Here is a 25,194-nt window from a genome sequence, read left to right on the forward strand (position 1 = left end):
CCAGGTAACTTTCAGCATCACACCAGCCCCCGTTCAGCCATCGACACCGTTTCAGTTCCTGCCACGATAAAGTGATCAAGTAACCGCACATCCAGCATTTCGAGTAGCTCCTGAAGCTTTTTAGTCAACTTGATATCGCAGCGGCTGGGTTCAGGCTCGCCGCTGGGGTGGTTGTGGACAAGGATGGCTGCGGCGGCGTTATGTTTCAGCACACGCTTGATAACTTCACGGGGGTGAACGCTGACCGAGTTTAGCGTACCCCTGAACAGGATTTCGCGGTGCAGCAGCTGATTCTGATTATCGAGCAGGATGATGCCAAACTCTTCGTGTTCAAGCGGTGCCAGCTCAACCATTACGCACCGTCGTACATCATCAGGGGAACAGAGTTGAACCCCACGCTGATAGTATCGGCTGATGATGTCACGCGCCTGATCGAGGATACGGGTTTCACGCTGGGTAAACATGGTCATATCAGAACTCCCGTTCAATGAAGTAAATGGCATCTGGAAACAGCTGGCGGCGGGTTACGCCAGTACGCAAGGAGAAAGCTTTACGGGGCATGGTGGTTCGCCCGTTGCTGTCGAAGAAACAGAGCGTTTCCTCATCTATTTTGACCAGAAGGGACCAGTGAAACTGGTCGCTGAGCATAATCAAGCGGGAGTAGTCAGTGACGTCCAGAAACCGCTGCATTTCCCTGAAAAGCCGCCCGTCTGAGAATCCCCGTTTCCCGGCAAAGGGTCTGGTGATTTGAACCGGGAACTGGCGGCTGTAATGTCCTTTCTGCAGCACCTGAGCTATCAGCCAGTCTAAACGGTCTTCTTCAATTCCTTCAGTCAGCCATTCATGCAAAGGCCAGCGCTGCTGATAAGTCTGAATAAGCCGGTTCATTAATGGGCGTCGTTTCACCCTGCCGTCATACAGCCAACTCAGCATGTTAACCATGCAATAAGCACCGCAAAGACAGTCCAGTTCGCCCTGTTGAGACGCACGTATCCCTCTGTCAGTCGTCACAGATAATTCCCCATAAAGTAGTGATAATTAGTGCAGAGGGATTAGCTTTCCCACAGAACGGTAACGGTGTAGACGTTCATGGCGTGATACTGAATAAAGTTAGATTGCCAGAGTTCAAATAACTCCCTTCCGGCGTTAACAGGCAGGTCACCAACATGAGCCAGAAAGACATATTGCTGACTCCAGCTAAAATCAATTTCCTTTTCCAGTTCGGGGTAAACCACTCCCATATAACTGAAGTCGGTAATGTAATCGAAATACCATTCATCATTGCGTGAAATAATCCGTATTTCGACAGGATGGTAACCGCCCTTTTCAGCGCTGTAACTCAGATCTTTAAATAACAGACTGACAGCGGTAATTCTGGCTTTATGCGGCGGTGGATTTCCCACTTCATTTAATATGATATGTATCAATTCCTGACTGACGGGCATAGTCAGCCCTTCCTGATGTATTTTATTCATTTTAATTCCATGTATTGGTTGACGGATAGTTCATTAACTTCACTCAATGGAGTGTCAACTGAATCAAGTCTGTGCAGATCATACTTATACCCATTCATTGACTGCCTGATAAGGACGCACACAATCAGTCCAGTATCTTTTCATATAACTTGCCTCACAAAAGGCAGTGTCGTTAATATCTATGCCATAATACTTAATGAAGAGTTTATTAACTAATTCCTGCCATTGTAATAATGAATACACAATATACCCTGTCAGATATAGTCATAATGGTGTTCTTTAAATACAGCCAACCCTCCAGTGAAGGATTAACAAGAATGAACGTTTAAAGAATATGATGATTTAAATGGCTGGCTGCAATTAATAACACTACCCAGCAATGAAATTATACCAAAAATATATTTTCATTGCAAATAATAACAATAAGAAACCAATTCATGATTCAGAACAGAAGTAACTGAAAACCGTTTTTTATTCATTAATAAATAATGGCATACTTTTCATTCCGCCATGTCAGACGGGTCAGGATTCCGGGGTGGTTCCTTCTGTCTGACATGGCGGAAAACTGACGCTATCACACCTTCCCGTTCAGCTTTTCAAAGAGGCGCTTACGCTCATCTTCAGGCAACTTCATGATTTGTACCGCCAGTTCAGAAACATCAGGCCCCTGAGACATCAGATCGTCCTTTACCAGCCTGAGGGCCTGCTCCATCAGTTGCGCCCGCGAAGCTGGCGACATATTGCGATACAGCTGCACCCAGAGGCTTAGCTGGCGATCACTGTCGTTGAGAGTAAACGCTTCGCCCTTAGCCCTGTTTCTCTCATCATCAAGCGACATTGTGGCTGCGCTGATATGGTAAACCACGCCTTTCCCGGCAGTCCTTTTACGACGTATTTCCGGGTGCAGAGATGCCAGCTTTTCCAGGCGCATCCTAGCGCCACGCGCAGTGCCCGGCATCCCCTCAATATGAGTGAATTCCTCTGCTGTCAGCCAGTCTTTAGCCTCTTCAACAGAAGCTTCAGGATGAGTAGGTATAGCCGAAACTGTTCTCTTACTGCTCATATAAATTTCACCAGATATCAATGCGTTAATATGAAAACCAATAAATAGATACCAAAAGAACTTGAAAGGTATCTTTTATTCGCATTTAATATCCATGTACTGATTCCATGGAGTTAATACTGTGCGTAACTCAACAGCATCGCAGAAAAAGCAAATCAAAGGAAGTTCAGGGAACTGGCATCGTGCAGATATTGTGGCAGCACTTCACAAGCGAGGGTTAACGCTGGCGTCACTGTCACGCAGTCACGGCCTTGCGCCACGGACATTAAATAACGCCTTAGAGCGTCATTATCCCAGAGCTGAGCGCATTATTGCCGGGGCTCTGGATACGACACCGGAAACATTATGGCCGGAAAGGTATGCCCTTAAAAATGGACCTAATAGCAGGTAAAGGATGCAACCATGGCAACCACCATCACTGAAATAACGGAATGCTTTGAGTATTTTTTCAGTTCTCTTTATCGCAGGGAGTTCGTCAAAACCCTGCGTCTGAACGAATGTAGCGAGCGGGAATTACTGCCTCTGGTACGTTGCTATTTGCTGGGTTGGTTTGCAGATAACGTCTCACCGGAAGTAAAAAGCAAACTGCCAGGAACTGTATCCGGGCACGGTTACATTGATTTTGTCATTGACGATGTGGCCGTTGAGTTTGCAGTACGTAAACCAACTGCGGCACGTTCCAATGTCTCTGCGACCGTCAACAGTACAGAAGTAAAGAAATTGATGAAACATGACGGCAAAGCCTTGCTTGTGCTGTTTGATTTCTCTGACACACCCTATTCAGAAGAACAGATTGAATCCTTCCGCAACTGGCCCTCTCTTGGTCGAGGGAATCATCGCAAGTCCGCATTCAACGTCGTTTATTTCTTTGTGGAAAAACGCAAACCGCTGGCATTGGGGAAAATCACCAAAAACATCCGTATCACTTAACAGGGAATTAATTAATGAACAGAAAACTGTTGGCCTTATTGATGGCAGCCATAACGCTTCCTGTCGCAGCAGCTCAGTACGTAAAACCTGGAGCGGTTCTAACCCTGAATACGGGAAAGGGTAATGCTGAGTTCAACATTAATGCCTCAACGGGGGATGGTTCGGGCGTATGCAATATAGAGGGAACAGCACAGCAAATAGCTGCCGGAGAAAGCCAGAAGCGTCGCTGGGTCTGGAATGACAATACCAGTCAGTGTGTTGCAGTAATTAGTGAACTGAAAAACGGTAAGGCCAGCGTGATGACTCGTGCTTGCGAAGGATACTGCGGGGCTTCTGCGGCAGGCGCAATGGATGGTCTATTTAATAAGAAGTAAAAGTATCGTTAACTAACGAAGGAACTATAGATGAAAAGAACAATGCTTCTGGTATTAATAGCGACTGGTCTGCTGGCTGGTTGTGGTGAGAAAACACCAAAATGTAATAGTGATGATGCTAAAAATCTGGTCGTGGATATTGCCAGAAAGACAATCGAGAAAGGTATGACACTGGATAAGGATGTGCAAATTTCAGTAGAAAATGTCAGAACAATAAGCTATGAATCAGGGCTTGATGTTTATCAGTGTGCGGCTGATTTAACGTTCACAAAACCTGATCTGCATAACTCTTTACCAATAACTTACCGGATACAGAAAACTGATGATAATAACGGTCATTTCTATATAAACGTATCTGGATTATAATAACCTTTAACTAGCAGATATTAGGGTTCCTTTTGGGTGAAGTAATTCACATTTTACTCCAAAAGGAGACCTCATGAATAAGAACATCACATTTACCATTGTAGCTATGCTCGTATTTAGTTTGTGTGTCACACACAATACAACTAAGCCAGAAAAAGATCCTCCTGCTAATGCGCCGTTCATTATTAAATCTAAGCTACCTGGTACATGCAGAGTCAGTACCATGACAGCTTCTACAGATACCAAACAGAATATACCTGTCGTAGCGTGCAAAATCAGCATTACGACTGCAATCACTTCCAGTACTATAAGTTACTGATCAATGTGTTTACTTTCCCGACAGACTTGGATACAAAAACGTCAAACGCCTTCTCAATCAGTGTTGAACCATAAGCAATGCCGGGTGTGTCGGGCTCTTGTAGGTTGGGAATCACAAAATACGATGTCAATGGAAAGCTCTTTCAGTGTCGCGAAATGCCATTTATAGCCCAGATTTGACCTGTCGGTCTTCGCCGCGCTGACTACAATGGCTTGCCTAACCCCTGCGGTCTCTACCTGAACACCACATCAGATAGCTCAGTCTTCTGAAAAAAATACCACTATTGTCTCTAGAAATTAGTAAGTTAGTGAACATCACATAAACCAACTGGATAGATGACAGCAACAATTTACAGTGGTATTTTCTCTCAGTCGCTAGTAGATATACTGAGGAATAATTTTGGAAATAAAAATTTGGGAAGGCGGATTACAGGCACAAGAACTGAATGCTATTGAAAAAATAAAATCGACCTTTAGCCCACCACCGCCAAAACTGCCTAACAATGGCAAATCAATGCAAGAACAATTACGTAACATATCAGGTTCAAGCATGTTTCCCTGGAAAGGATATGCTGGCTTTCGATTTGTAGATGTGAATAGTGGATACGAGGGTGAATTCGACTTAGTGATTGTTACTCATTGCAATGTGCTAATTATCGAATTGAAAGATTGGAACAATGGGAAGGTTACTTCCAGCAAGGATAACTGGTACAAAAACTCTCGCTTAATGGGGCGTTCCCCAGTAAGCATTACCCGCAACAAAAAATTTTTATTAGATAATAAAATTAAACGTGAAAGACATCGATTCACTAATAAAGATTTTCCTCCTTCAGTTGAGTTTCTTATCGTCATGACTGGTAACGCGGATTTCTCACAATTACCGGATCATGAACGACTTCACACACTAAGCTTAGATGATTTTCTTTTATTATCCGACAAAAAAACATTCCAAAAAAAGTTCAGGCCACATCCAGCTGCACAAGTATTAAACAAAGATTTTCATGTGTTTGACGACTTATTCAATATTAATGCAACAGCACCTAAACCAATTAGCGTTGGTGGGTATAAATCAAGCACATTAATATTTGATGAGCATCCAACAAAGCTTTATCGAGAGTTCTTGGCTATTTCAGAAGTATCTAGACAAGATGAGGCACTGTTGAGAGTATGGGACTTTAGTAAATTTCGCGGAGTTAAAGGAGGCACACCAGAAGGAAGGTATAGTATTGTCTCTCGTGAGCGTGAAGTTCTTGGTTATATTAAACACCAAAACCATGATCTCTACAAACACTGTTTACGTTCTTTAACTAGCATACATAAAGAAGATATAACAACAGAATTCAATGAAATATTTGAACTTCCCCCGAGCCATAATCGTTTTAATGAATTTATTGGGAAATTCGGACTCAACTTTTCAGATTCCGATCGTATTAACTTAGTTAAGTTGTTGATGGCGAAATTTGCTGATTTGCATAGGATAAAAATAGCCCACAGGGATCTTGCAGATCATAGTTTATGGATTTCACCAGGTAAAGAAATTGCCTTATCTAATTTTATCTCGGCATATCACCAACCCATAGGTACAGTTGGTGACTACAGAAGCCAGTTGTCAGTTATTGGTACAAAACCCGATAATGAACTAACTCCATTCCAAGAAGATGTTAAATCCATTGGTATTATTTGCTGGCATATACTATCTAATTTGAGAATGTCTGAGATTAGTTTAGAGGAAATGCAAAAGAAACTCTCTGCCTCCACATTTTGGTATAGTGAAATTTTAATCAACGCCATCAATGGAAAGTATTATTGTGACGCAGGAGAGCTTTTTGATGCTTTAAAATCAATAGAGCCAAAACTTGATAACCACTTTGACTTCGATGATTCTGAATTAGAACCATTTAGAAGAACAATAAATCACTCGAGGCAGTATAGAGATGATGAGTTTATAGTTGAAACAGATGAGAAGGAAGTCTATATCTCAGGCGATCTCATAGTTAAAGCCTGGCTCAATATAAATCCTACTAATGATGAGCCATTACTAGGCTCAAAAATAGTACACTTTCTCAAACGTATTGAACGTATTGCATCTATAAACCCTCCTTATATACCTTGCATTAGAGAATATGGCATAGCGACAAAATCATCTAGCCTCTTTCTTGTTACTGACAAATGCTCTGGAGATTTTTTTGATACTGTGCAAGTGACGCAGGATGAAAAAATAAGTATTATAAATAAGTTGATAGCTGCAATTGAACACCTTCATGGATTGGGCATTTATCATGGTGATTTACACCCTAAAAATATCCTAGTGAATGGCGAAGGCAGTGAAATTCAAATCATAATTATTGATATTCCTGACTTTTGTTTAGATGGTAATGAACCTAAAAGCCCTCGCTATTGTCCAGAACAATTTGACAGTTGTACTGGATTTGAAAGAGATAACTTTGCAGTTATGAGGTTAAGCTGTGAGTTACTCGGTATCGAGTGGGGAGGTAATTCTGAACACTTTACCGAGCTAGCTGATTGTATAAAAAATGAACTACAAGACCGTGACGCTGGGTTCAAAGATTTACTGCGTTTTAAACAAGCTTTATTACCCACTAAGGATATTACAAACTCAATAATTGAAATTACTGCAAAAGAAATTTTTGAAGATTTAACAATTTATCCAGATAATGGAGAACTATACGTTCACGTTGAGAAAAGTAACACAAATAGCACTGATATTTTTATTACTTTCATTGGACTTGGCGGACAAGTTAAAACTATTTACCGAACTACCGAAAAGGCATTCATCGTTTGTTTTCGACCGAATGTTAGAGATAACCTACGTAAATCAGATATTGAAAAATGTCAGTTAGTCTTAGATTTCTCTATTCATATACAATCTGGCTCAGCAATGGAACTATCCGGATTGTCCAAAGAACTTTCTACTAATGAAGCCTTTTTAAGAACGGTAGATACAGTTTACAATCAGGATGAAGAACCAAAGATTGATGGTTTAACTGAACAATTAAAAGAAGCTTTTAGAAAGTTAGATCAGGGCAATAATAAAGAGAATGTTCTCTCTATTTCTACCGCTAAACTCTGGAAAGCAATATTAGAAACCGAGACTGAAGCATATCCATACATCGAGATAGTGGGGGGTGTAGTATCTGTTGAAGATAATGACAACGAAATTATTTTGCCATACTCTTCAGATATAGATGCCCTGGGAGGGTTTGCAAAAACTGATATCGTGGAAGCTTTACAAACTAAAGGTGATGAGGAAGTCAGATTAGGTGAAGTCATACTAAAACAAAGTGCACTCAATGAAATTCGCTTACATAAATTTAGCTTTAAAGCCAAACATTTAGAAGATGGCGAACAAGTTTTCTTTAGAACCAAAGCAGATAAAGCTTCATATATTAAGAGAAAAACAGCCCTTCAAAGGATATTAGATCATGAAAGTGTTATAAGTAATTTATCTCAGTATTTTGATACTGACTGTAATATTGATGCTACTCAATATAAAATTGAAGTTACAGATACGGATTTTTCACGATACGATCGAAAAGATGATCATGGAAATAATATAATCCTTAATGAGCAACAGCGTAATGCTTTTTCAAAATTACTAAACAATGGCCCATTGTCCTTACTACAGGGTCCTCCTGGCACTGGAAAAACAGAGTTCATTGCTGCTTTTGTTCATTATCTTATTGAAAAACAGAAATCCAAAAGTATCTTATTGGTTAGCCAATCACATGAAGCAGTTAATACTGCTGCTGAACGGATCAGAAAGCACTGTATACGCTTAGGGACACCTTTAAATATTGTGAGGTTTAGCAATCGCGAAGGGGCTGTATCAACAGGACTTAAAGATGTTTACTCAAATGCTATAATTGCAGAAAAAAGAGAACTTTTTAGAGCAGAGTTTAAATATCGAGTAGAATTCTTATCCCAAGCATTAGGATTACAGCCTGAGTTCATTTCCGCTATAGTCGAAGCTGAACTTGTTCTATTTAAACAAATTGAAAATTTGAGTAAGTGCTTTGATGCTATACAAAATCAACAACTAGAAAAAGACGAGCAACACCAGTTGAAATTGAATATTGCATCTCTTGATGCGAGCATACGAAAATCCTTATCTCAAGTGTATTTTCTAGATTACCCAGCAGATAAAGATATAAGAATGGCGAAACGTGAAGTCATTAATCATTTATGCTCACGATATTCGGTTCGCCCTGATGAAGCAAAAAAAGCAACTGCTTTGGCTGCTGTATCTCGTGACATGATAGATGTTTTAGAAACAGAGCGTGTAAATTATGAAGAATTTTTTGCACGCTCAAGGCAATTAGTAACCGGGACATGTGTAGGTATCGGACAAAAACATTTGGGCATAGCTGAAAATCAATATGATTGGGTAATAATAGACGAAGCAGCTCGCTCTATTGCAAGTGAGTTAGCGATAGCTATGCAATCAGGAAAACGTGTACTTTTAGTCGGTGACCATAAACAATTACCTCCATTGTATTCTGATGCTCATAAAAGAGCTCTTGCTTTAAAATTAGGTATTGCAGATAAGGATGTTGACTTAGATGCTATTTTACAGAGTGATTTTGCGAGAGGCTTTGAATCTCCGTATGGAATTCAAGCAGGAGCATCTCTGCTCACTCAATATCGTATGGCCCCTCAGATTGGTAATATTGTTTCTGCAACTTTCTATAACGGCGAGCTTGAAAATGGGTCTCGTTCAATTCCCGATATTTATAATGATGTCCCAGCTGCATTACATAGTATTGTTACTTGGATTGATACTTCTAAGTTGGGTAAGAAATGCTATCACAGCGAGGATAAAGGTATCAGTATCTACAATCGTACTGAAGCCGATATCATCATCAACTTGCTAAAAAATATATCCTGTAAACCAGATTTCGTTAACTCCTTAAAGGACATAGTAAAAAAAGATGAGGCTGCTATTGGTGTAATTTGTATGTATGGTGAACAAAAAAGAATTATAAGGCAAAAATTTAATGAGATTGATTGGAATGATGATTTCAAATCATTGGTAAAAATTGATACTGTCGATAGTTATCAAGGTAAAGAGAATAGAATCATAATTCTTTCTGTGACACGTTCTAGTTCTGATAAAAAACCCAGATTTTTAAAAACCCCCAATAGAATAAACGTTGCAATATCTCGAGCTATGGATCGATTAATAATCGTGGGTTCAACACATATGTGGACAGGTGCTAATAAAGATCTTCCACTAGGAAAAGTTCTTAGCTTTATATCAGATCGTTCATCTGAAGATAAGCAAAACTTTTATGAGAAATCACCAAATTATCGAATAGTTGATATCGAGAAAAATCTTGAAGAGGTATCAAAATGAGTGAGCAAATTAGATTGAGCTATCATGAAATGGACTTTCTTGTTCCAGTTCATCGATTTAACATCCAGTTTTCATATGTAACTAAGCAAGGCTTATCTTTCATCAGAGAATTTGTTTTACGCTTAGTACAGCTTGCACCTATGAAACCTTCACAAATAGCCACTTATATTGGATTAAATAAGGATGAAGTTGATGAAGCTATTTCTGATCTCATGGATAAGGGAGATCTGCGTTTTAATACGCATGGGAGTGTTGAACTTACACCACAATCTACAGGATACTTTGATAGTATTGGTTCCCCCCCTAAGACCTCATCAATTCAGGAAACGGGTACTACATTGTCGTTCGAGTTATGTGGCTTTAATTGCATAGGAAATAAGCGTACATTCGATCGCTGGAAGCAAGGGATTGAATTGCATGTTGACAACAAACTATTATCTTGCTCAGAAAATTTAGCTAAAGAAAAATTCCAGAAGGAATTTTATAAATATCTCGACAAAGGCTATCTCAAAGGTGTTAGAACTGAAGGGACCGATCGCCCAAGCATATACACAATGGATGCAGTAAACAAATTAACAAAAGATGCTCTTAGATTAACTTGCAAATTCTATGTTGATGTAGATGGAAGACCTATTGAACGAGAAGATTTCGATCTATTAGATGATTCCGCTGATATTCATGAAATGATAACAAAAACCCTAGGTCATAATAAAAGACCATCCAATATATCGATGATAGCTACAGCTATGGCCAACTTTGAAGATACATGGACTAAGAAAGTTTTTAACGATTTCTCTATCAGCCCCGCATCTTTTGCTATTGCATCCGCTGAATCTCTAGCCAACTTACAAAAGCCTAAAATACTGGCAGGACCATTATATTCCAATTCAAATTGGAGCTTTATATCGAGTAAGATCCACAAATACATTACTAATAGAACTACATCAGAAGACAAAAAAACAAAGCAACTAGTATGGTTAGCTCCATCTGATCCTTATTGGGGGAAATCATCACAAATCATCGACTGTTTAAGTGAGTTAGAGAATCTCCAGCTGACAACAGGTAAAAATCCTGAGAGGGTATTTACGCCTAAATTATACCTTCCTCTATCAAGTCCTGCAGATAGAAGGACATTAAGCAAACTGGTTTATGATTTTAGAGAAAGTGCTAATTTAAACTATGGTGTTGCTGAAGGATTTATGGATGGTAATGTCGAAGTTTTATACTTAGAAAATGAATTTATTGTTGTTTTCTATCATATTAACTTCCCTGAAAGCTTACCTGTCACATTGCCAGTAGGTTTTATAACTGAAGATAAAAAAATCCTCAACAAAATCTCTAAGTTGGTCGAAGAGTATATAGACAGCTCAAGCTCTCATGACAAACCACATAATTTTGGCCTTCTAAAAAACCTCTAACATTAATATATCCCTCGCCAACGCGAGGGATATTTCATCATTTATTATTTTTGCTATTGAATCCAAAGTCATGGGTTAGCTAGAATATATTGTATATTATGAAAATCCTTGCTTGCAGCCCTATGTTTATAGTAACCATATCAATAAAAATCGACATAACGTAATTTTATTTAATATTCAAAAGGTAACTTCATTGCGTTTTCTATTAATCTTCTGGAATCATTCTTAATGCTGCATCAATCTCATCATTTAACATGCTGCCTACAAACGAACTTTGTGAGGCAAAGTATTTTACTCCCGGACCAAGAGCACCAACACGCTTTAAAATACGTTGCTGCGCTGCATAAGCTGGCTTTATTCTACTATCAACATCTTTCCACCATTTGAGACCATATTTTTTAATTATCTTCCCTTTTATTCTTTTAAAATACGCCTTACTATCTTCCCCCTTATAAGAGACTAATACACTAGCCCAAATCATTTTCTTGTGAATAGATAATGGCCTATACTCCCGCTCAATTAAATCATTTCGAGCATTAGGATGTAAGAGCAAACTACCATCAAGTATTTTACGTTTTATCCACAAACGTCTGGCACACTCATAGATGTTTTTCTTCACTTCTTTTTCAAGATGTCTGGTATAAATTGCCCAAGTTTCTAGATCATCAACTAATGATAATTTCTCAATTAGAGTTTGCTGTTCGGTATTGAAATCGCTAAGCATGAATAATCCCTTCTAATGCAGCAATATAAATTAATAATACATCTGTATTTGTTATTTTATCAGGCCATCCAAATAATCCGCCCATACCTACAACCACTTATGGCACTCAGCATCATACTTATACAAATTATAAATCCCTTCAACACCGCCACGTGTATGCCCCAATAGGCCTCTGCTACCTCATTTGGACACTGCAAACGAGATAACCCCGTTCGTACTGTACGACGCAGATCGTGCGGAGTCCAATGAGGTATATCAAGCATTTGGCCGCTTTCACGTAGACGCCATGAGTTTTCAGTTAAATACTTCTGCTGGATTGGCTTCTTTGTAGCTTGCGAAGGGAATAGATATTTATCAGAGGTAAGGCGTAGAAACTTGAGAAAGTCGATCGCTTGATCCGATAACTGAACGTAGCGCTCGATCCCTGTTTTGGTTTCTTGCAGATGGATGGTGACTTTTTCAAGAGCGACGCCCCCATCCAGTCGATCTGGCGTACCACATTTATCTGTTTGGCTTAAACAGCAACTCAACCTCACCCAGCCCTCGAGATGAAAAAGCGTCTATAATGCCAGAATCTGTTTGAGAACGGGCACATGGCACTCAGCTATGTAATGCTTAATAAGTACGCCAGTAAGTACGCGGGAGAGAATATAGTAAGTTTACATGCAGATAAAAAACTGTAACTTATTGATTTAAATGGTGCCGATAATAGGAGTTAAATCTCCGACCTTCGCATTACGAAAGCAAGCCAACTCCAAAATGAGTACAACAATGAGTATTGTAAAGATAAATTTTTAAATAAAACATAAATATCAATAGAGTAAAATTTAAATCACGGTTCAACGTCTAATTCCGCGTAATACCCGAGCGGTTAATAATGAGCCATTATGTGAGTTGCACATAATGGCTTTTTTTTACCTGCTACGCTGCTACTTCCAATTCTGAGTTACCGAAATTCATAATCAGACTCCTGGCAATATTAACAATATGGCTTTTATGTGATAACAATCACAGTGCATTAACCGTTCAAGAGTTTGTCATGAAAAAAACATTTACCTTCAGCCTGTTAGCAATTGTCTTCGCCAGCCTGTTAAGTGCTTGTGTTCCTCACCATCATCACCGCCACAGCGATGGCCCTCGTGGCCCTGCGGCCTCCGGTAAGCCAATGCCCCCCTCAAATGGTGGGCCAAATCATGGCAGTCCTGGTCATAGTCGCTATTAATTAGTAAGTCATAGACGGGAGAGTACATACTCTCCCACTATCCACGGCGTTTGAACTGACTCGCATCAATGCCATGTTGCTTCATTTTTCGCCACAGCGTAGTGCGACCAATCCCCAGTAATGCAGACATTTCCTGAATACGTCCGCCCGTAACCTGAGCTGCATTAATAATTGCCTCTTTTTCGACTTCCGCAAATGACAGACTGGTTGAAAGACGTGTGGCGCTGACATCATCTGTCGCCTGTTCGGTAAACAGATGTTCAGGCAAATCACTGATGCGAATTCGCCCGTTATCGCTGCTCAGGGCAAGGTTCTCGATGACGCTGTACAGTTCAAAATCATTGCCGGGCCATGCACAAGAAACCAGGCGGGCAAGCGCATCGTCATCAATTTTCAGGCGGGTTGAGAAACGTTTTTCGAGATTGCGCAGCTTGTTATTCACCAACGCCGGAATACTGCCGCGCCGCATACGCAGCGGCGGGATAGTAATTTCAAACGCATGCAGCGCGTAATAAAGTTGCCGGCTAAAGCGATTTTGTTCCACCAGCATTGCCAGATCCGCGGTCGTTGTAGCAATGACTTTGACATCAATCGGTATTAAACGCCGCGCATCCAGCCGCGTGATAACCCCCTGCTTGATAACCTGTAATAAAGCAGACTGTAACTCCACTGCCAGATATTCAATTTTTTCAAGAAACAACGTGCCGCCGTGCGCCAGTTCCAGCCGACTCAGGCGACCATTTTCGTTCTCCGGGCGATCGCTGCCAATAAGCTCGTCCGCCAGCGTCGCATCACCGTATAACTCGCAATTGACGGCGATATAAGGCCCTGCTGCCCGCTCGCTTTCATTATGAATTGCCTGACTTAACAGGGCTTTACCAACGCCCTCTTCCCCACAAAGTAGAACAGGAAAACTGCTGCGCGCCGCCTGACGGCCAAAATGAATCAAGCGGCGGGTTTGCGGATCGTCCTGCGGCATATGGGCAAATGTATGACTAACTTTGCCTAATTGACTGGTCATCAATTGCCGCATCTGTTCCACCGGATGCAGCAACAGAATAAAGCTGGTTCCCTGCGTTTCTATTATCGGTTTAAGGGTAATGACCGCATCAATAAACTGATGCTGGCTTTCAAAGGTCGCTTCCACATGTTTGAGCGGATGCGCCTGTTTTATTGCCTGTTGCAAAACGGCGGGTAACGTTAACAGTTCAGTGATCGCCTTGCCCTGACTTGCCGTCGCGTCCAGACGCAAAGCACGCGCCGCCTGAGCATTGATAAATTGCAAATTACCCTGCTCGTCCCAGCTAATCACCCCATCGTCCATACTTTCTAACAGGGCGTTAAGCTGATTTAAATGCCGATTAGTTTCAGCAAGCAAACTGTCCGTCAGCAGTAAATTCCCCACCTCGCGAGCAATTGCCAGCGTCAACGGCAAATCGGCTGCCGTCGATTGTTCAGCCGGACACGCCAGGGCTATCGTCCCCGTCAATCGCCCTTTGCTGTCAAACAGTGGCGTTGCACAAAATGCCCAATCCCAAAGCATCTGCTTAAAATGTTGATCGGCCTTCGTTTTCACAGCCTGACCGGAGATAGCCGCTAACGATAATGCACAAGTGCCAATGCTCCCTTCAGCACAATATGTACCGTCGCTGAATCCCAGCAGACTGAGCTGGCGCAACGTCTGCGGATCACCATAACGGCTAAGAATGCAGGCCGTTTCATCAAGGATAAACAGGGCGCACTCTCGGGGTGCCATATATTCCCAGGCATCTTCCAGCGCCGCTTGCCCGAGCGTCAGCATCGCCTTTTTACGCCGACAAATAGAAGCAAATGTTACGCCCTGTGCCTGGTGCGGTTTGCTCCATAACTCCCGTTTCATCAGCTTACAGCATCGCTCCCAGGAGGCTGCAATTAAGGGAGAAAGCCCCCGGCTATCGTCGTTAAAACCGCCATTCATATTCCGCTCACTTATGACAAAAGGTGTTCCGGCTCGCAATTTTTAGTATTAAGACACATACAAGTTTCAATATGAAACATTCATTAAAGCATATGTTCCATTATGAAACGCAATTTGGGTTAATTTTCTTTTCCCTTGCCTGATGCACAATGGATTCATCGGCAGTCAGTGGTCGCCGTATCGTTGAACATCATCCATGCCCTACCGTAAATGCTGGAGCAAAATAATGAAAAAATTGATCAATGATGTGCAAGACGTACTGAACGAACAACTGGCAGGGCTGGCGAAAGCCCATCCTTCGCTGACGCTGCATCAGGACCCACTGTATGTCACCCGAGCTGATGCACCCGTTGCAGGAAAAGTCGCTCTACTGTCGGGCGGCGGCAGCGGACACGAGCCGATGCACTGCGGTTATATCGGCCAGGGAATGCTCTCGGGGGCATGTCCTGGCGAAATATTCACCTCTCCGACGCCAGACAAAATCTTTGAATGCGCCATGCAAATTGATGGCGGCGAAGGTGTGCTGCTGATTATCAAAAATTACACCGGCGATATTCTTAACTTCGAAACAGCAACAGAATTACTGCACGACAGCGGCGTAAAAGTCACCACAGTGGTTGTCGATGACGACGTTGCGGTGAAAGACAGTCTTTACACCGCCGGGCGGCGCGGCGTTGCCAACACGGTATTAATTGAAAAACTGGTGGGTGCGGCGGCGGAACGTGGCGACTCACTGGACGCCTGTGCAGAACTGGGGCGTAAGTTGAATAATCAGGGTCACTCAATTGGTATCGCCCTCGGTGCCTGTACCGTTCCTGCCGCAGGCAAACCGTCTTTTACGTTGGCGGATAATGAGATGGAGTTTGGCGTTGGCATTCATGGTGAACCAGGTATTGACCGTCGCCCCTTCTCTTCCCTTAATCAAACCGTCGATGAAATGTTCGATACCCTGCTGGAAAATGGCGCATATCATCGCACGCTGCGTTTCTGGGATTATCAACAAGGAAACTGGCTGGAACAGACGCAAACCAAACAGCCGCTACAGTCTGGCGATCGGGTGATTGCACTGGTCAACAATCTTGGTGCCACACCGCTTTCTGAGCTATACGGCGTCTATAACCGCCTGACCACGCGTTGTCAGCAAGCGGGTTTGACTATCGAGCGTAATTTAATTGGCGCGTACTGCACCTCACTGGATATGTCCGGCTTTTCTATCACCTTACTGAAAGTTGATGACGAAATGCTGGCACTATGGGACGCCCCGGTTCATACCCCGGCACTCAACTGGGGTAAATAAGGAGATGATGATGTCACTGAGCAGAACACAGATTGTTAACTGGCTCACTCGCTGTGGAGAAATTTTCAGCAAAGAGAGCGATTATCTCACCAGCCTTGACCGTGAAATTGGTGACGCTGACCACGGGCTGAATATGAATCGTGGCTTTAGCAAAGTGGTGGAGAAACTACCCGCCATCGAGGACAAGGATATTGGTTTCATCCTCAAAAATACCGGTATGACGTTGCTTTCCAGCGTCGGCGGTGCCAGTGGTCCGCTGTTCGGTACGTTTTTTATTCGCGCCGCACAGGTAACTCAGGCACGACAAAGCCTGACGCTGGAAGAGCTTTATCAGATGTTCCGCGATGGTGCGGATGGCGTAATCAGCCGGGGAAAAGCCGAGCCCGGCGATAAGACCATGTGCGATGTCTGGGTGCCGGTGGTTGAGTCGTTACGTCAGTCCTGCGAGCAAAATCTCTCTGTTCCGGCGGCGCTCGACGCTGCCAGCAGCGTCGCTGAATCCGCTGCACAAAGCACGATTACGATGCAAGCCCGCAAAGGCCGTGCCAGTTACCTCGGTGAACGCAGTATCGGTCACCAGGATCCTGGCGCGACCTCCGTGATGTTTATGATGAAAATGCTGGCTTTAGCCGCGAAAGAGTAAGGAATTGGTGATGGTAAACCTGGTCATAGTTTCACATAGCGCCCGACTGGGAGAAGGTGTTGGTGAATTAGCCCGTCAGATGCTGATGAGCGATAGTTGTAAAATCGCCGTTGCCGCGGGGATTGATGATCCACAAAATCCCATCGGCACCGATGCCGTCAAAGTGATGGAAGCCATCGAATCTGTTGCCGATGCCGACCATGTGCTGGTCATGATGGATATGGGGAGCGCGTTATTGAGTGCAGAAACCGCACTGGAATTGCTTGCGCCAGAGATCGCCGCAAAAGTACGGTTGTGCGCCGCACCGTTGGTTGAAGGGACGCTGGCTGCGACGGTCAGCGCGGCGTCAGGTGCAGATATCAACCAGGTTATCCATGACGCAATGCATGCGCTGGAAGCCAAACGCGAACAACTGGGTTTACCGTCATCCAACAGTGAAATCTCTGACATATGCCCTCCGCACGATGAAGAAGCTCGTTCTCTGGCGGTGGTGATTAAAAACCGTAACGGCCTCCACGTGCGCCCTGCCTCCCGACTGGTCTATACCTTATCGGTATTTAATGCGGACATGTTGCTGGAGAAAAACGGTAAATGCGTCACGCCGGAAAGTATTAACCAGATTGCGCTGTTACAAGTCCGCTATAACGATACTCTGCGCCTGATTGTGAAAGGGCCTGAAGCTGAAGAGGCGCTGGCCGCTTTCCGCCAGTTGGCTGAAGATAACTTTGGTGAAACGGAAGAGATAGCGCCACCGACTCTGCGCCCAGTCCCTCCTGTCACGGGTAAAGCCTTCTATTATCAACCGGTTTTATGCACAGTGCAGGCGAAATCAACTCTGACAGCGGAACAAGAACAGGAACGATTACGCCAGGCGATTGACTTCACATTGTTAGATTTGATGGCCTTATCGGCAAAGGCAGAGGCAAACGGGCTCGACGATATCGCCGCGATCTTTTCCGGCCACCATACTCTGTTAGACGATCCTGAGCTACTGGCGGCGGCAAGCGAACTCCTTCAGCATGAACACTGCACAGCAGAATATGCCTGGCAGCAGGTTCTTAAAGAACTTAGCCAGCAATATCAGCAGCTTGATGATGAATATTTGCAAGCTCGCTATATTGATGTAGACGATCTTCTGCATCGTACCCTGCTCCACCTGACACAGACGAAAGAAGAACTGCCGCAATTTAGCGCGCCGACTATTTTACTGGCGGAGAATATTTACCCTTCCACCATGTTGCAACTGGACCCGACTGTCGTTAAAGGCATCTGTCTTAGCGCCGGAAGCCCGGTATCCCACAGCGCCTTAATTGCCCGTGAACTGGGCATTGGCTGGGTTTGTCAGCAGGGCGAGAAACTGTATGCGCTACAACCTGAAGAGACATTAACCCTGGATGTAAAAGCACAACGCTTCAGGCATCAGAGTTAAATTAGATTCTCCGTCAGATTTGTCTGTCAGTTCGCAGAATAAGATTTCAATCATGTCCTTACGGCGATCCTGAACTAAGGTTTTCTGATACTTGAATACCGTTTTGTTCGGTATCGCCAAAGGAGAATGATTGATGAAACCACGTGTCCCTCGTCATCCACAAAGAATGGCGTTAATTCCCACCACACTTTTTTTGTGTTTTGCCGCGCTATCGGCACAAGCGGAAGAAATTGCCGTCACACCACAATCGCCTGATATTTTGTTGGGACCGTTGTTTGACGATGTACAAAACGCCAAACTTTTTCCGGATCAAAAAACCTTTGCCGACGCCGTGCCAAACAGCGATCCGCTGATGATCCTCGCTGATTACCGGATGCAACAGAACCAGAGCGGGTTTGATTTGCGTCACTTCGTGAAAGTCAATTTCTCCCTGCCAAAAGAAGGCGAGAAACACATCCCACCAAAGGGACAGTCGCTACGTGAACATATTGATGGGCTTTGGCCGGTATTAACCCGCACAACCGAAAGCACCGAAAAATGGGACTCTCTGCTGCCGTTGCCGAAACCCTATGTCGTGCCGGGGGGGCGTTTCCGGGAAGTATATTACTGGGACAGCTACTTCACTATGCTGGGGCTTGCTGAAAGCGGTCACTGGGATAAAGTTGCGGATATGGTGGCGAATTTTGGCTATGAAATAGACACTTACGGACATATTCCAAACGGTAATCGCAGCTATTATTTGAGCCGTTCACAACCACCCTTCTTTGCCCTGATGGTGGAGTTACTGGCACAACATGAAGGCGATGCAGCGTTGAAACAGTATCTGCCGCAACTGCAAAAAGAATATGCTTACTGGATGGACGGCGTTGAAAACCTGCAAGCCGGGCAACAGGAAAAACGCGTTGTAAAGCTCAAGGATGGCTCTATCCTTAACCGCTACTGGGACGACCGCGATACACCGCGTCCGGAATCGTGGGTGGAAGATATCGCCACAGCCAAAAGCAATCCCGGTCGCCCCGCTACGGAAATCTATCGCGACCTGCGTTCCGCCGCCGCATCTGGCTGGGATTTCAGCTCGCGCTGGATGGATAATCCACAGCAGTTAAATACCTTGCGCACCACCAGCATTGTGCCGGTCGATCTTAATAGTCTGATGTATAAAATGGAAAAAATTCTCGCCAGCGCCAGTAAAGCCGCCGGGGATAACGCGATGGCCAGTCAATATGAAACATTAGCCAATGCCCGTCAGCAAGGGATCGAAAAATACCTGTGGAACGACCAGCAAGGCTGGTATGCCGATTACGATCTGAAGAGCCATAAAGTACGCAATCAGTTAACTGCCGCCGCCCTGTTCCCGCTGTATGTCAACGCTGCGGCGAAAGATCGTGCCAGCAAAATGGCAACGGCGACCAGAACGCATCTGCTGCAACCTGGCGGACTGAACACCACCTCGGTGAAAAGTGGACAGCAATGGGATGCGCCAAATGGCTGGGCACCGTTGCAATGGGTTGCTACCGAAGGATTGCAAAACTACGGGCAAAATGAGGTGGCGATGGATATTAGCTGGAATTTCCTGACCAATGTTCAACACACTTATGACCGGGAGAAAAAGCTGGTCGAAAAATATGATGTCAGCACCACCGGAACAGGTGGCGGCGGTGGCGAATATCCGTTGCAGGATGGCTTTGGCTGGACCAACGGCGTGACGCTGAAAATGCTGGATTTGATCTGCCCGAAAGCGCAACCGTGTGACAACGTTCCGGCAAGTCGCCCACTCAGTAAATCAACAACACCGCCGGTTAAACAAAAAGAGGCGGAACCTACGCCTTAAATTTACTGTATATCGGGCAATGTCATTCCGCACATTAAATTGGCATTGCCCATTTTTTCCATGAAATATCAAAAGTCGCTCATTATACGTTCTATACCTTAGCCGCCTTATATCAGAGCAAGCGTTAAATCTTGCATTATCAATTTATTAATCATTACGATTCTATTTATATTTTTGTCTGTCTCCCATTCTCCCTGATAATTTTTCTTGTTAAACAAAATGCTGTTTAGCAAATAAGCAGACCAATCTGTTTCTTTAAATAAATCTTGATATCAAACATGATCTTTATCGATATATATGTAAATATATAGCGGTTTTGATTGTCAGGATATTACTCATGCCACTAACCAGACGGATGTTTACGCAGGCTCTTGCATCCACCCTGCTCCTGTATCATTTGCCGTCCTTTGCACAACCCGTTAAATTCTGGGCCTCACCGATGCTCCCCGACGCAAAAAAGATTACGCGCATAGTCAGCGCTGGTGCGCCTGCGGATCTGCTTTTGCTGGCTGTCGCTCCGGAAAAACTGGTCGGTTTTTCTTCCTTTGACTTTGCCCGCGAAGCGGCTATTCCATTACCTTTGGCGATTCGCCATTTACCTAAACTTGGGCGGCTTGCCGGGCGCGCCAGTTCGCTCTCGATGGAAGGGCTGATGGCATTGCAGCCCGATCTGGTCGTTGATTGCGGCAATACAGATGACACCTGGATCTCCCAGGCCCGGCAGGTTAGCGAGCAGACACAAATCCCCTGGTTATTGCTTAACGGGAAACTGGAACAATCCGCAGAACAGTTAACAACGCTGGGCAAAACGTTAGGCGAAGAAAACCGCGCCGCAGAACAAGCCAGTCTCGCCAACCGTTTCGTTCGTGAAGCTCAGGCGTTCGCCGCCTCGCCCGCTGCCAACATTCGCTTTTATGCCGCGCGTGGTGCCCGGGGGCTGGAAACAGGTTTACAAGGTTCGTTGCATACTGAGGCGGCAGAATTATTAGGTCTGCACAATGTTGCACAAATTGCCGATCGTCATGGGCTGGCGCAAGTATCCATGGAAAACCTGCTGCGCTGGCAGCCGGATATTATTCTGGTTCAGGATCCCGTCACTGCTGACTTTATCCGTAACGACCCGCTCTGGCAGGGGGTAAAAGCTGTCGCGGAACGACGCATCTTATTTTTAACTGGTTTGCCCTTTGGCTGGCTGGATGCCCCACCAGGAATCAATCGCCTTTTGGGGTTACGCCGATTGCATGCCTGGCTCGATCCCGTAGTCAACAGCCAGTTTAAAAATGATATGCAGCGTTACGCCCAACTGTTCTGGCATAGCACATTAAGTGACGCCGACTATCAAAAAATGGTGGCGAGCTAATGAGAACAGTGAACGGGTTTATTTTGCTTTTGCTGCTGGCAGCCATCAGCATCACTTTTGCTGCCGTAAGTGGGGCTTATCATCTCGATATGCAGCAGTTGCTGGCGCTCATTCTTCGTCAAGAAGATGTCCCAGTGCAGGAACACATTGTCTTCTGGCAAATCCGCGTACCGCGCATTCTTGCTGCGCTGTTACTGGGCGCTGCGCTGGCGGGGGCGGGAACCACCTATCAGGGTATGTTCCGTAATCCCTTAGTTTCACCAGATATTCTGGGTGTCTCCGCGGGTGCCGGACTCGGAGCCTGCGCGGCAATCCTGTGGGGATTATCGATTGTTTACATCCAACTGTACGCGTTTTGCGGCGGACTGTTGGTCGTTGCGGGTGTCTGGTTGATTACACGCCGGGTTACCCGCCACGATCCGGTCTTAACTCTGGTACTGGTCGGTATTGCGCTGGGTACGCTATGCGGAGCCGGAATTTCGCTAATAAAAACTCTGGCCGATCCCTACACCCAGTTACCTTCAATAACCTTCTGGTTGCTGGGAGGGCTGTCCACCGTAACCTTGCGTGATCTTTACTACGCTGCGCCGATCATTCTAATTGGCTCCCTGCCCCTGTTTTTCCTCCGCTGGCGCATGAATTTACTCACACTTTCCGACGATGAAGCCAGCTCGCTGGGGCTGAATGTTGCGCGCCTGAGGTTAGGGTTGATTATCTGCGCCACGCTAATCACCGCCAGCACAGTGGCAATAGCAGGAATTATTGGTTGGATCGGCCTCGTCGTCCCACATATTGCCCGCTTGTTGACTGGTCACAACCATCAGCAACTATTGCCTGTGGCGATGTCTACAGGTGCCATTCTGCTTCTGCTCACCGACACACTGGCGCGAAGCATTGGGACAACAGAAATCCCGCTCGGCATTCTGACCGCTTTTGTTGGTGCACCATTTTTTCTGCTGTTGTTGTTACGCGGAGGTCGCCAGTGACTTTGCTTGCCGTCCGTCATGCTTCTCTGGGTTACTCCCGCCATCCGGTGCTACACGACGTTTCCTTCAACCTGTCTCAGGGATCAATTTGTTGCCTGCTGGGAGCCAATGGCTGCGGTAAAACTACGCTGATGCGCACCATTCTTGGCGTGATTCCATTGTCAGGTGGCGAGATTTTGCTGGATGGCGTACCTGTTCAGAAACTTAGCCATCACCAGCGCGCGCAAGCTATTGCCTGGGTGCCGCAAGCGCACGACGGTGTTTTTGCTTTCAGTGTACTGGACATGGTGTTAATGGGACTGACTCCAATAATGGGGACGTTTTCCGTCCCCGGTAAGCAAGAACGCCTGAAAGCCACAGAGCAACTGGAAAAGCTGGGTATTTCGCATCTGGCGACAAGGCGCTGGAATACCCTTAGCGGCGGTGAACGCCAGATGGCATTAATCGCCCGCGCCCTGCTTCAGCAACCACGCTTGTTGTTACTGGATGAACCTGCCTCCAGCCTCGATTTTGGTCATCAGATCCAACTGCTGGACACCCTGGCGCAGCTAAAAAATAACGGAATGACGATGCTGATGTCGACCCATCATCCGCTACATGCTAACGCCATTGCCGACAGCGTTATCCGGGTTGAGCCAGATGGACGCGTAACACAAGGCTTACCGGCTGAACAACTGACAATGGACAAACTGGCAGCCCTGTATCGGGTTTCCGCCGCCCAGATTCATCATCACCTCTCTGCCATTAAACGCTAAGGAACAATCATGCTCATTGATGATATTGATTTTGCAGACCTTTATCTTCAGCAATTAAAGCTGGCTCACCGAACAGAAAAAACACCAGATCACTGGGATCAACGGGCGGAAAAATGGCCGAGAATTGCGCCTCGCCAACGGACAGCTATCTGCAACAACTGATCGCTAAAATTGACCTGCAGGGCGCAAATTCCTTATTCGATATGGGCTGTGGACCGGGCACTGTGTCACTGGCACTGGCTGATAAAGTCACTACCGTTTATGGCGTTGATTACAGTCAGGGGATGCTGAACGTTGCCGCCCGTCGCGCCGCCGCGATGAAGGCCGACAATGTCCACTGGATCCAACGCGCCTGGGAAGAGGACTGGAGTGACCTGCCACGCTGCGATATTGCCGTGGCTTCCCGATCCACGCTGGTGGCTGACATGCGCCAGGCGATGACCAAACTGAATAATCAGGCACGGTTACGCGTCTATACCACCCATCTTGTCAGTACCTCGTTCGTCTCCCCTGCCATCCAGCGGGCGGCAGGTCGGGAAGTGATCGAATTACCCAACTATATCTTTGCACTTAACGTGCTGTATCAGATGGGAATTTATGCTCACGTTGATTTTATCCGTGGGCAAAATTGCCAACAGGATAACAGTACCTGGGAACGTTTTGAGCAGAACGTCAGTTGGAGTCTCGGCACGCTTAACGACGATGAACGCGAACGGTTATATCGCTGGTATCAACAACAGGATGCTCGCGCCCTCGCCCCTGCCAGCCGCGACTGGGCACTCATCTGGTGGGACAGCGTGCCACAGGAGGCACTGCGATGATTTTCATTTCTCAGGCACAAATCGATGCGTTACTTCTGGAGGATATCCAGGGCGGTGACCTGACCACACGCGCATTAGGCATCGGTGAACAGCCTGGTGTTATTGATTTTTTTCACCGCCAGGGCGGCTGCGTCAGTGGCGTGGCGGTGGCTTGCAAGATGTTAACCACGCTGGGATTAACCATCGATGATGCTGTCAGCGACGGTTCACTAGCGAACCCGGGTCAGCGTCTAATCCGGGCACATGGCAATGCCGCTGCACTTCATCAGGGGTGGAAAGCAGTCCAGAACGTGCTGGAGTGGAGTTGCGGCGTGTCTGATTATCTCGCTCAAATGTTGATGCTGCTTCGCGAACGTTATTCCGATGGCAATATTGCCTGCACCCGAAAAGCGATCCCCGGCACCCGTTTACTGGCAGCGCAGGCAATTCTGGCCGCAGGGGGATTGATTCACCGTGCCGGATGTGCGGAGACCATATTATTGTTTGCCAACCACCGTCATTTTCTTGCCGACAAGCAGGACTGGTCGGGCGCAATCGCTCAGTTACGTCGCCACGCACCGGAGAAGAAAATCGTTGTTGAAGCCGATACGCCTGAAGAGGCAATTGCCGCGTTACGCGCGCAACCAGACGTACTTCAGCTCGACAAATTTAGTCCGCAGCAGGCAACGGAAATTGCGCAAAAAGCACCGTCACTGGCTCCTCACTGCACGCTGGCTCTGACGGGTGGAATTAATCTGACAACTCTCAAAAATTACCTCGATTGTGGCATCCGACTGTTTATTACCTCCGCGCCTTATTACGCGGCACCGGCTGATATCAAAGTCAGTCTGAAACCCAAAGCCTCTTTTTAA

21 protein-coding genes and 2 pseudogenes are annotated in these 25,194 nt (G+C 45.3%); 16 read left to right on the plus strand and 7 right to left on the minus strand.

Annotated features, from left to right (window positions below; translation table 11 throughout):
- Window positions 1–17 precede the first annotated feature (17 nt).
- The 4 genes from radC to A31E_RS13585 all read right to left on the minus strand — a co-directional run bounded on the left by radC (window position 18) and on the right by A31E_RS13585 (window position 2,538).
- Window positions 18–470 (minus strand): RadC family protein, encoded by a 453-nt coding sequence (gene radC, locus A31E_RS13600; RefSeq protein WP_016248784.1) that lies wholly within the window; start codon window positions 468–470, stop codon window positions 18–20.
- A 1-nt stretch (window position 471) separates the two neighbouring features.
- A complete protein-coding gene (locus A31E_RS13595) occupies window positions 472–933 on the minus strand; it encodes a hypothetical protein (protein WP_032240748.1) in 462 nt (153 codons plus the stop codon).
- Window positions 934–1,052: 119 nt separating this feature from the next.
- Window positions 1,053–1,445: a DUF2787 family protein gene (locus A31E_RS13590; RefSeq protein WP_016248786.1), complete on the minus strand. Its 393-nt coding sequence runs from the start codon at window positions 1,443–1,445 to the stop codon at window positions 1,053–1,055.
- A gap of 604 nt (window positions 1,446–2,049) precedes the next feature.
- Window positions 2,050–2,538: a hypothetical protein gene (locus A31E_RS13585; RefSeq protein WP_016248787.1), complete on the minus strand. Its 489-nt coding sequence runs from the start codon at window positions 2,536–2,538 to the stop codon at window positions 2,050–2,052.
- A gap of 121 nt (window positions 2,539–2,659) precedes the next feature.
- Between A31E_RS13585 and A31E_RS24170 the strand changes: the two genes are divergently transcribed.
- From A31E_RS24170 to A31E_RS13555, 6 genes are all read left to right on the plus strand, one after another.
- Complete coding sequence (locus tag A31E_RS24170; RefSeq protein ID WP_016248788.1) at window positions 2,660–2,929, plus strand: helix-turn-helix domain-containing protein; 270 nt, start codon at window positions 2,660–2,662, stop codon at window positions 2,927–2,929.
- Between the two features lie 11 nt (window positions 2,930–2,940).
- Window positions 2,941–3,468: a hypothetical protein gene (locus tag A31E_RS13580; RefSeq protein WP_016248789.1), complete on the plus strand. Its 528-nt coding sequence runs from the start codon at window positions 2,941–2,943 to the stop codon at window positions 3,466–3,468.
- Between the two features lie 14 nt (window positions 3,469–3,482).
- Window positions 3,483–3,842 (plus strand): hypothetical protein, encoded by a 360-nt coding sequence (locus tag A31E_RS13575; protein ID WP_016248790.1) that lies wholly within the window; start codon window positions 3,483–3,485, stop codon window positions 3,840–3,842.
- Window positions 3,843–3,872: 30 nt separating this feature from the next.
- The gene (locus tag A31E_RS13570) at window positions 3,873–4,208 is read left to right on the plus strand and encodes a hypothetical protein (protein WP_016248791.1); all 336 of its coding nucleotides are present in this window, start codon (window positions 3,873–3,875) and stop codon (window positions 4,206–4,208) included.
- 718 nt (window positions 4,209–4,926) lie between these two features.
- Window positions 4,927–9,900: an AAA domain-containing protein gene (locus A31E_RS13560; protein ID WP_016248793.1), complete on the plus strand. Its 4,974-nt coding sequence runs from the start codon at window positions 4,927–4,929 to the stop codon at window positions 9,898–9,900.
- The gene (locus A31E_RS13555) at window positions 9,897–11,318 is read left to right on the plus strand and encodes a hypothetical protein (protein ID WP_016248794.1); all 1,422 of its coding nucleotides are present in this window, start codon (window positions 9,897–9,899) and stop codon (window positions 11,316–11,318) included. The genes A31E_RS13560 and A31E_RS13555 overlap by 4 nt, the downstream gene beginning before the upstream one ends.
- Window positions 11,319–11,523: 205 nt before the next feature.
- On the opposite strand, the gene A31E_RS13550 is transcribed toward A31E_RS13555, so the two are convergent.
- Together A31E_RS13550 and A31E_RS13545 are read right to left on the minus strand one after the other, a co-directional pair.
- Window positions 11,524–12,042: a hypothetical protein gene (locus A31E_RS13550; RefSeq protein WP_016248795.1), complete on the minus strand. Its 519-nt coding sequence runs from the start codon at window positions 12,040–12,042 to the stop codon at window positions 11,524–11,526.
- A gap of 87 nt (window positions 12,043–12,129) precedes the next feature.
- Window positions 12,130–12,512 (minus strand): annotated as a pseudogene (locus A31E_RS13545) (tyrosine-type recombinase/integrase); the annotation flags it as partial.
- A 569-nt stretch (window positions 12,513–13,081) separates the two neighbouring features.
- On the opposite strand from A31E_RS13545, the gene A31E_RS13540 reads away from it, so the two are divergent.
- A complete protein-coding gene (locus A31E_RS13540; RefSeq protein ID WP_016248797.1) occupies window positions 13,082–13,264 on the plus strand; it encodes a hypothetical protein in 183 nt (60 codons plus the stop codon).
- 37 nt (window positions 13,265–13,301) lie between these two features.
- On the opposite strand, the gene dhaR is transcribed toward A31E_RS13540, so the two are convergent.
- The gene (dhaR, locus tag A31E_RS13535) at window positions 13,302–15,221 is read right to left on the minus strand and encodes a dihydroxyacetone kinase operon transcriptional regulator DhaR (protein WP_016248798.1); all 1,920 of its coding nucleotides are present in this window, start codon (window positions 15,219–15,221) and stop codon (window positions 13,302–13,304) included.
- A gap of 226 nt (window positions 15,222–15,447) precedes the next feature.
- On the opposite strand from dhaR, the gene dhaK reads away from it, so the two are divergent.
- The 9 genes and pseudogenes from dhaK (at window position 15,448) to modD (ending at window position 25,194) form a co-directional block, all read left to right on the plus strand.
- A complete protein-coding gene (gene dhaK, locus A31E_RS13530; protein WP_000733746.1) occupies window positions 15,448–16,518 on the plus strand; it encodes a dihydroxyacetone kinase subunit DhaK in 1,071 nt (356 codons plus the stop codon).
- Between the two features lie 10 nt (window positions 16,519–16,528).
- Complete coding sequence (gene dhaL, locus A31E_RS13525) at window positions 16,529–17,161, plus strand: dihydroxyacetone kinase subunit DhaL (RefSeq protein WP_001516534.1); 633 nt, start codon at window positions 16,529–16,531, stop codon at window positions 17,159–17,161.
- A gap of 10 nt (window positions 17,162–17,171) precedes the next feature.
- Window positions 17,172–18,590 (plus strand): dihydroxyacetone kinase phosphoryl donor subunit DhaM, encoded by a 1,419-nt coding sequence (dhaM, locus tag A31E_RS13520; protein WP_016248799.1) that lies wholly within the window; start codon window positions 17,172–17,174, stop codon window positions 18,588–18,590.
- 133 nt (window positions 18,591–18,723) lie between these two features.
- The gene (locus tag A31E_RS13515) at window positions 18,724–20,421 is read left to right on the plus strand and encodes an alpha,alpha-trehalase (RefSeq protein ID WP_016248800.1); all 1,698 of its coding nucleotides are present in this window, start codon (window positions 18,724–18,726) and stop codon (window positions 20,419–20,421) included.
- Between the two features lie 337 nt (window positions 20,422–20,758).
- A complete protein-coding gene (locus tag A31E_RS13510) occupies window positions 20,759–21,781 on the plus strand; it encodes an iron ABC transporter substrate-binding protein (protein WP_016248801.1) in 1,023 nt (340 codons plus the stop codon).
- Entirely contained in the window at window positions 21,781–22,767 is a 987-nt protein-coding gene (locus tag A31E_RS13505) for a FecCD family ABC transporter permease (RefSeq protein WP_001261268.1), read from the plus strand. Before A31E_RS13510 ends, A31E_RS13505 begins: the two co-directional genes overlap by 1 nt.
- Window positions 22,764–23,522: an ABC transporter ATP-binding protein gene (locus A31E_RS13500; protein ID WP_000173307.1), complete on the plus strand. Its 759-nt coding sequence runs from the start codon at window positions 22,764–22,766 to the stop codon at window positions 23,520–23,522. Before A31E_RS13505 ends, A31E_RS13500 begins: the two co-directional genes overlap by 4 nt.
- 9 nt (window positions 23,523–23,531) lie before the next feature.
- Window positions 23,532–24,343: pseudogene (locus tag A31E_RS13495) on the plus strand (class I SAM-dependent methyltransferase).
- Window positions 24,340–25,194: a ModD protein gene (modD, locus tag A31E_RS13490; protein WP_000576285.1), complete on the plus strand. Its 855-nt coding sequence runs from the start codon at window positions 24,340–24,342 to the stop codon at window positions 25,192–25,194. The pseudogene A31E_RS13495 and the gene modD overlap by 4 nt, the downstream one beginning before the upstream one ends.

Source organism: Escherichia sp. KTE159 (assembly GCF_000408805.1).
GTDB lineage: Bacteria > Pseudomonadota > Gammaproteobacteria > Enterobacterales > Enterobacteriaceae > Escherichia > Escherichia marmotae.

Excerpts from the sequence above, each read along its gene's own strand:
- dhaR (WP_016248798.1), bottom strand. The coding sequence starts at position 15,221 with ATGAATGGCGGTTTTAACGACGATAGCCGGGGGCTTTCTCCCTTAATT.
- radC (WP_016248784.1), bottom strand. The coding sequence starts at position 470 with ATGACCATGTTTACCCAGCGTGAAACCCGTATCCTCGATCAGGCGCGT.
- modD (WP_000576285.1), top strand. The coding sequence starts at position 24,340 with ATGATTTTCATTTCTCAGGCACAAATCGATGCGTTACTTCTGGAGGAT.
- A31E_RS13570 (WP_016248791.1), top strand. The coding sequence starts at position 3,873 with ATGAAAAGAACAATGCTTCTGGTATTAATAGCGACTGGTCTGCTGGCT.
- A31E_RS13575 (WP_016248790.1), top strand. The coding sequence starts at position 3,483 with ATGAACAGAAAACTGTTGGCCTTATTGATGGCAGCCATAACGCTTCCT.
- A31E_RS13515 (WP_016248800.1), top strand. The coding sequence starts at position 18,724 with ATGAAACCACGTGTCCCTCGTCATCCACAAAGAATGGCGTTAATTCCC.
- A31E_RS13555 (WP_016248794.1), top strand. The coding sequence starts at position 9,897 with ATGAGTGAGCAAATTAGATTGAGCTATCATGAAATGGACTTTCTTGTT.
- A31E_RS13540 (WP_016248797.1), top strand. The coding sequence starts at position 13,082 with ATGAAAAAAACATTTACCTTCAGCCTGTTAGCAATTGTCTTCGCCAGC.
- A31E_RS13595 (WP_032240748.1), bottom strand. The coding sequence starts at position 933 with ATGCTGAGTTGGCTGTATGACGGCAGGGTGAAACGACGCCCATTAATG.
- dhaK (WP_000733746.1), top strand. The coding sequence starts at position 15,448 with ATGAAAAAATTGATCAATGATGTGCAAGACGTACTGAACGAACAACTG.
- A31E_RS13590 (WP_016248786.1), bottom strand. The coding sequence starts at position 1,445 with ATGCCCGTCAGTCAGGAATTGATACATATCATATTAAATGAAGTGGGA.
- A31E_RS13550 (WP_016248795.1), bottom strand. The coding sequence starts at position 12,042 with ATGCTTAGCGATTTCAATACCGAACAGCAAACTCTAATTGAGAAATTA.
- dhaM (WP_016248799.1), top strand. The coding sequence starts at position 17,172 with ATGGTAAACCTGGTCATAGTTTCACATAGCGCCCGACTGGGAGAAGGT.
- A31E_RS13585 (WP_016248787.1), bottom strand. The coding sequence starts at position 2,538 with ATGAGCAGTAAGAGAACAGTTTCGGCTATACCTACTCATCCTGAAGCT.
- A31E_RS13580 (WP_016248789.1), top strand. The coding sequence starts at position 2,941 with ATGGCAACCACCATCACTGAAATAACGGAATGCTTTGAGTATTTTTTC.
- dhaL (WP_001516534.1), top strand. The coding sequence starts at position 16,529 with ATGTCACTGAGCAGAACACAGATTGTTAACTGGCTCACTCGCTGTGGA.
- A31E_RS13510 (WP_016248801.1), top strand. The coding sequence starts at position 20,759 with ATGCCACTAACCAGACGGATGTTTACGCAGGCTCTTGCATCCACCCTG.
- A31E_RS13505 (WP_001261268.1), top strand. The coding sequence starts at position 21,781 with ATGAGAACAGTGAACGGGTTTATTTTGCTTTTGCTGCTGGCAGCCATC.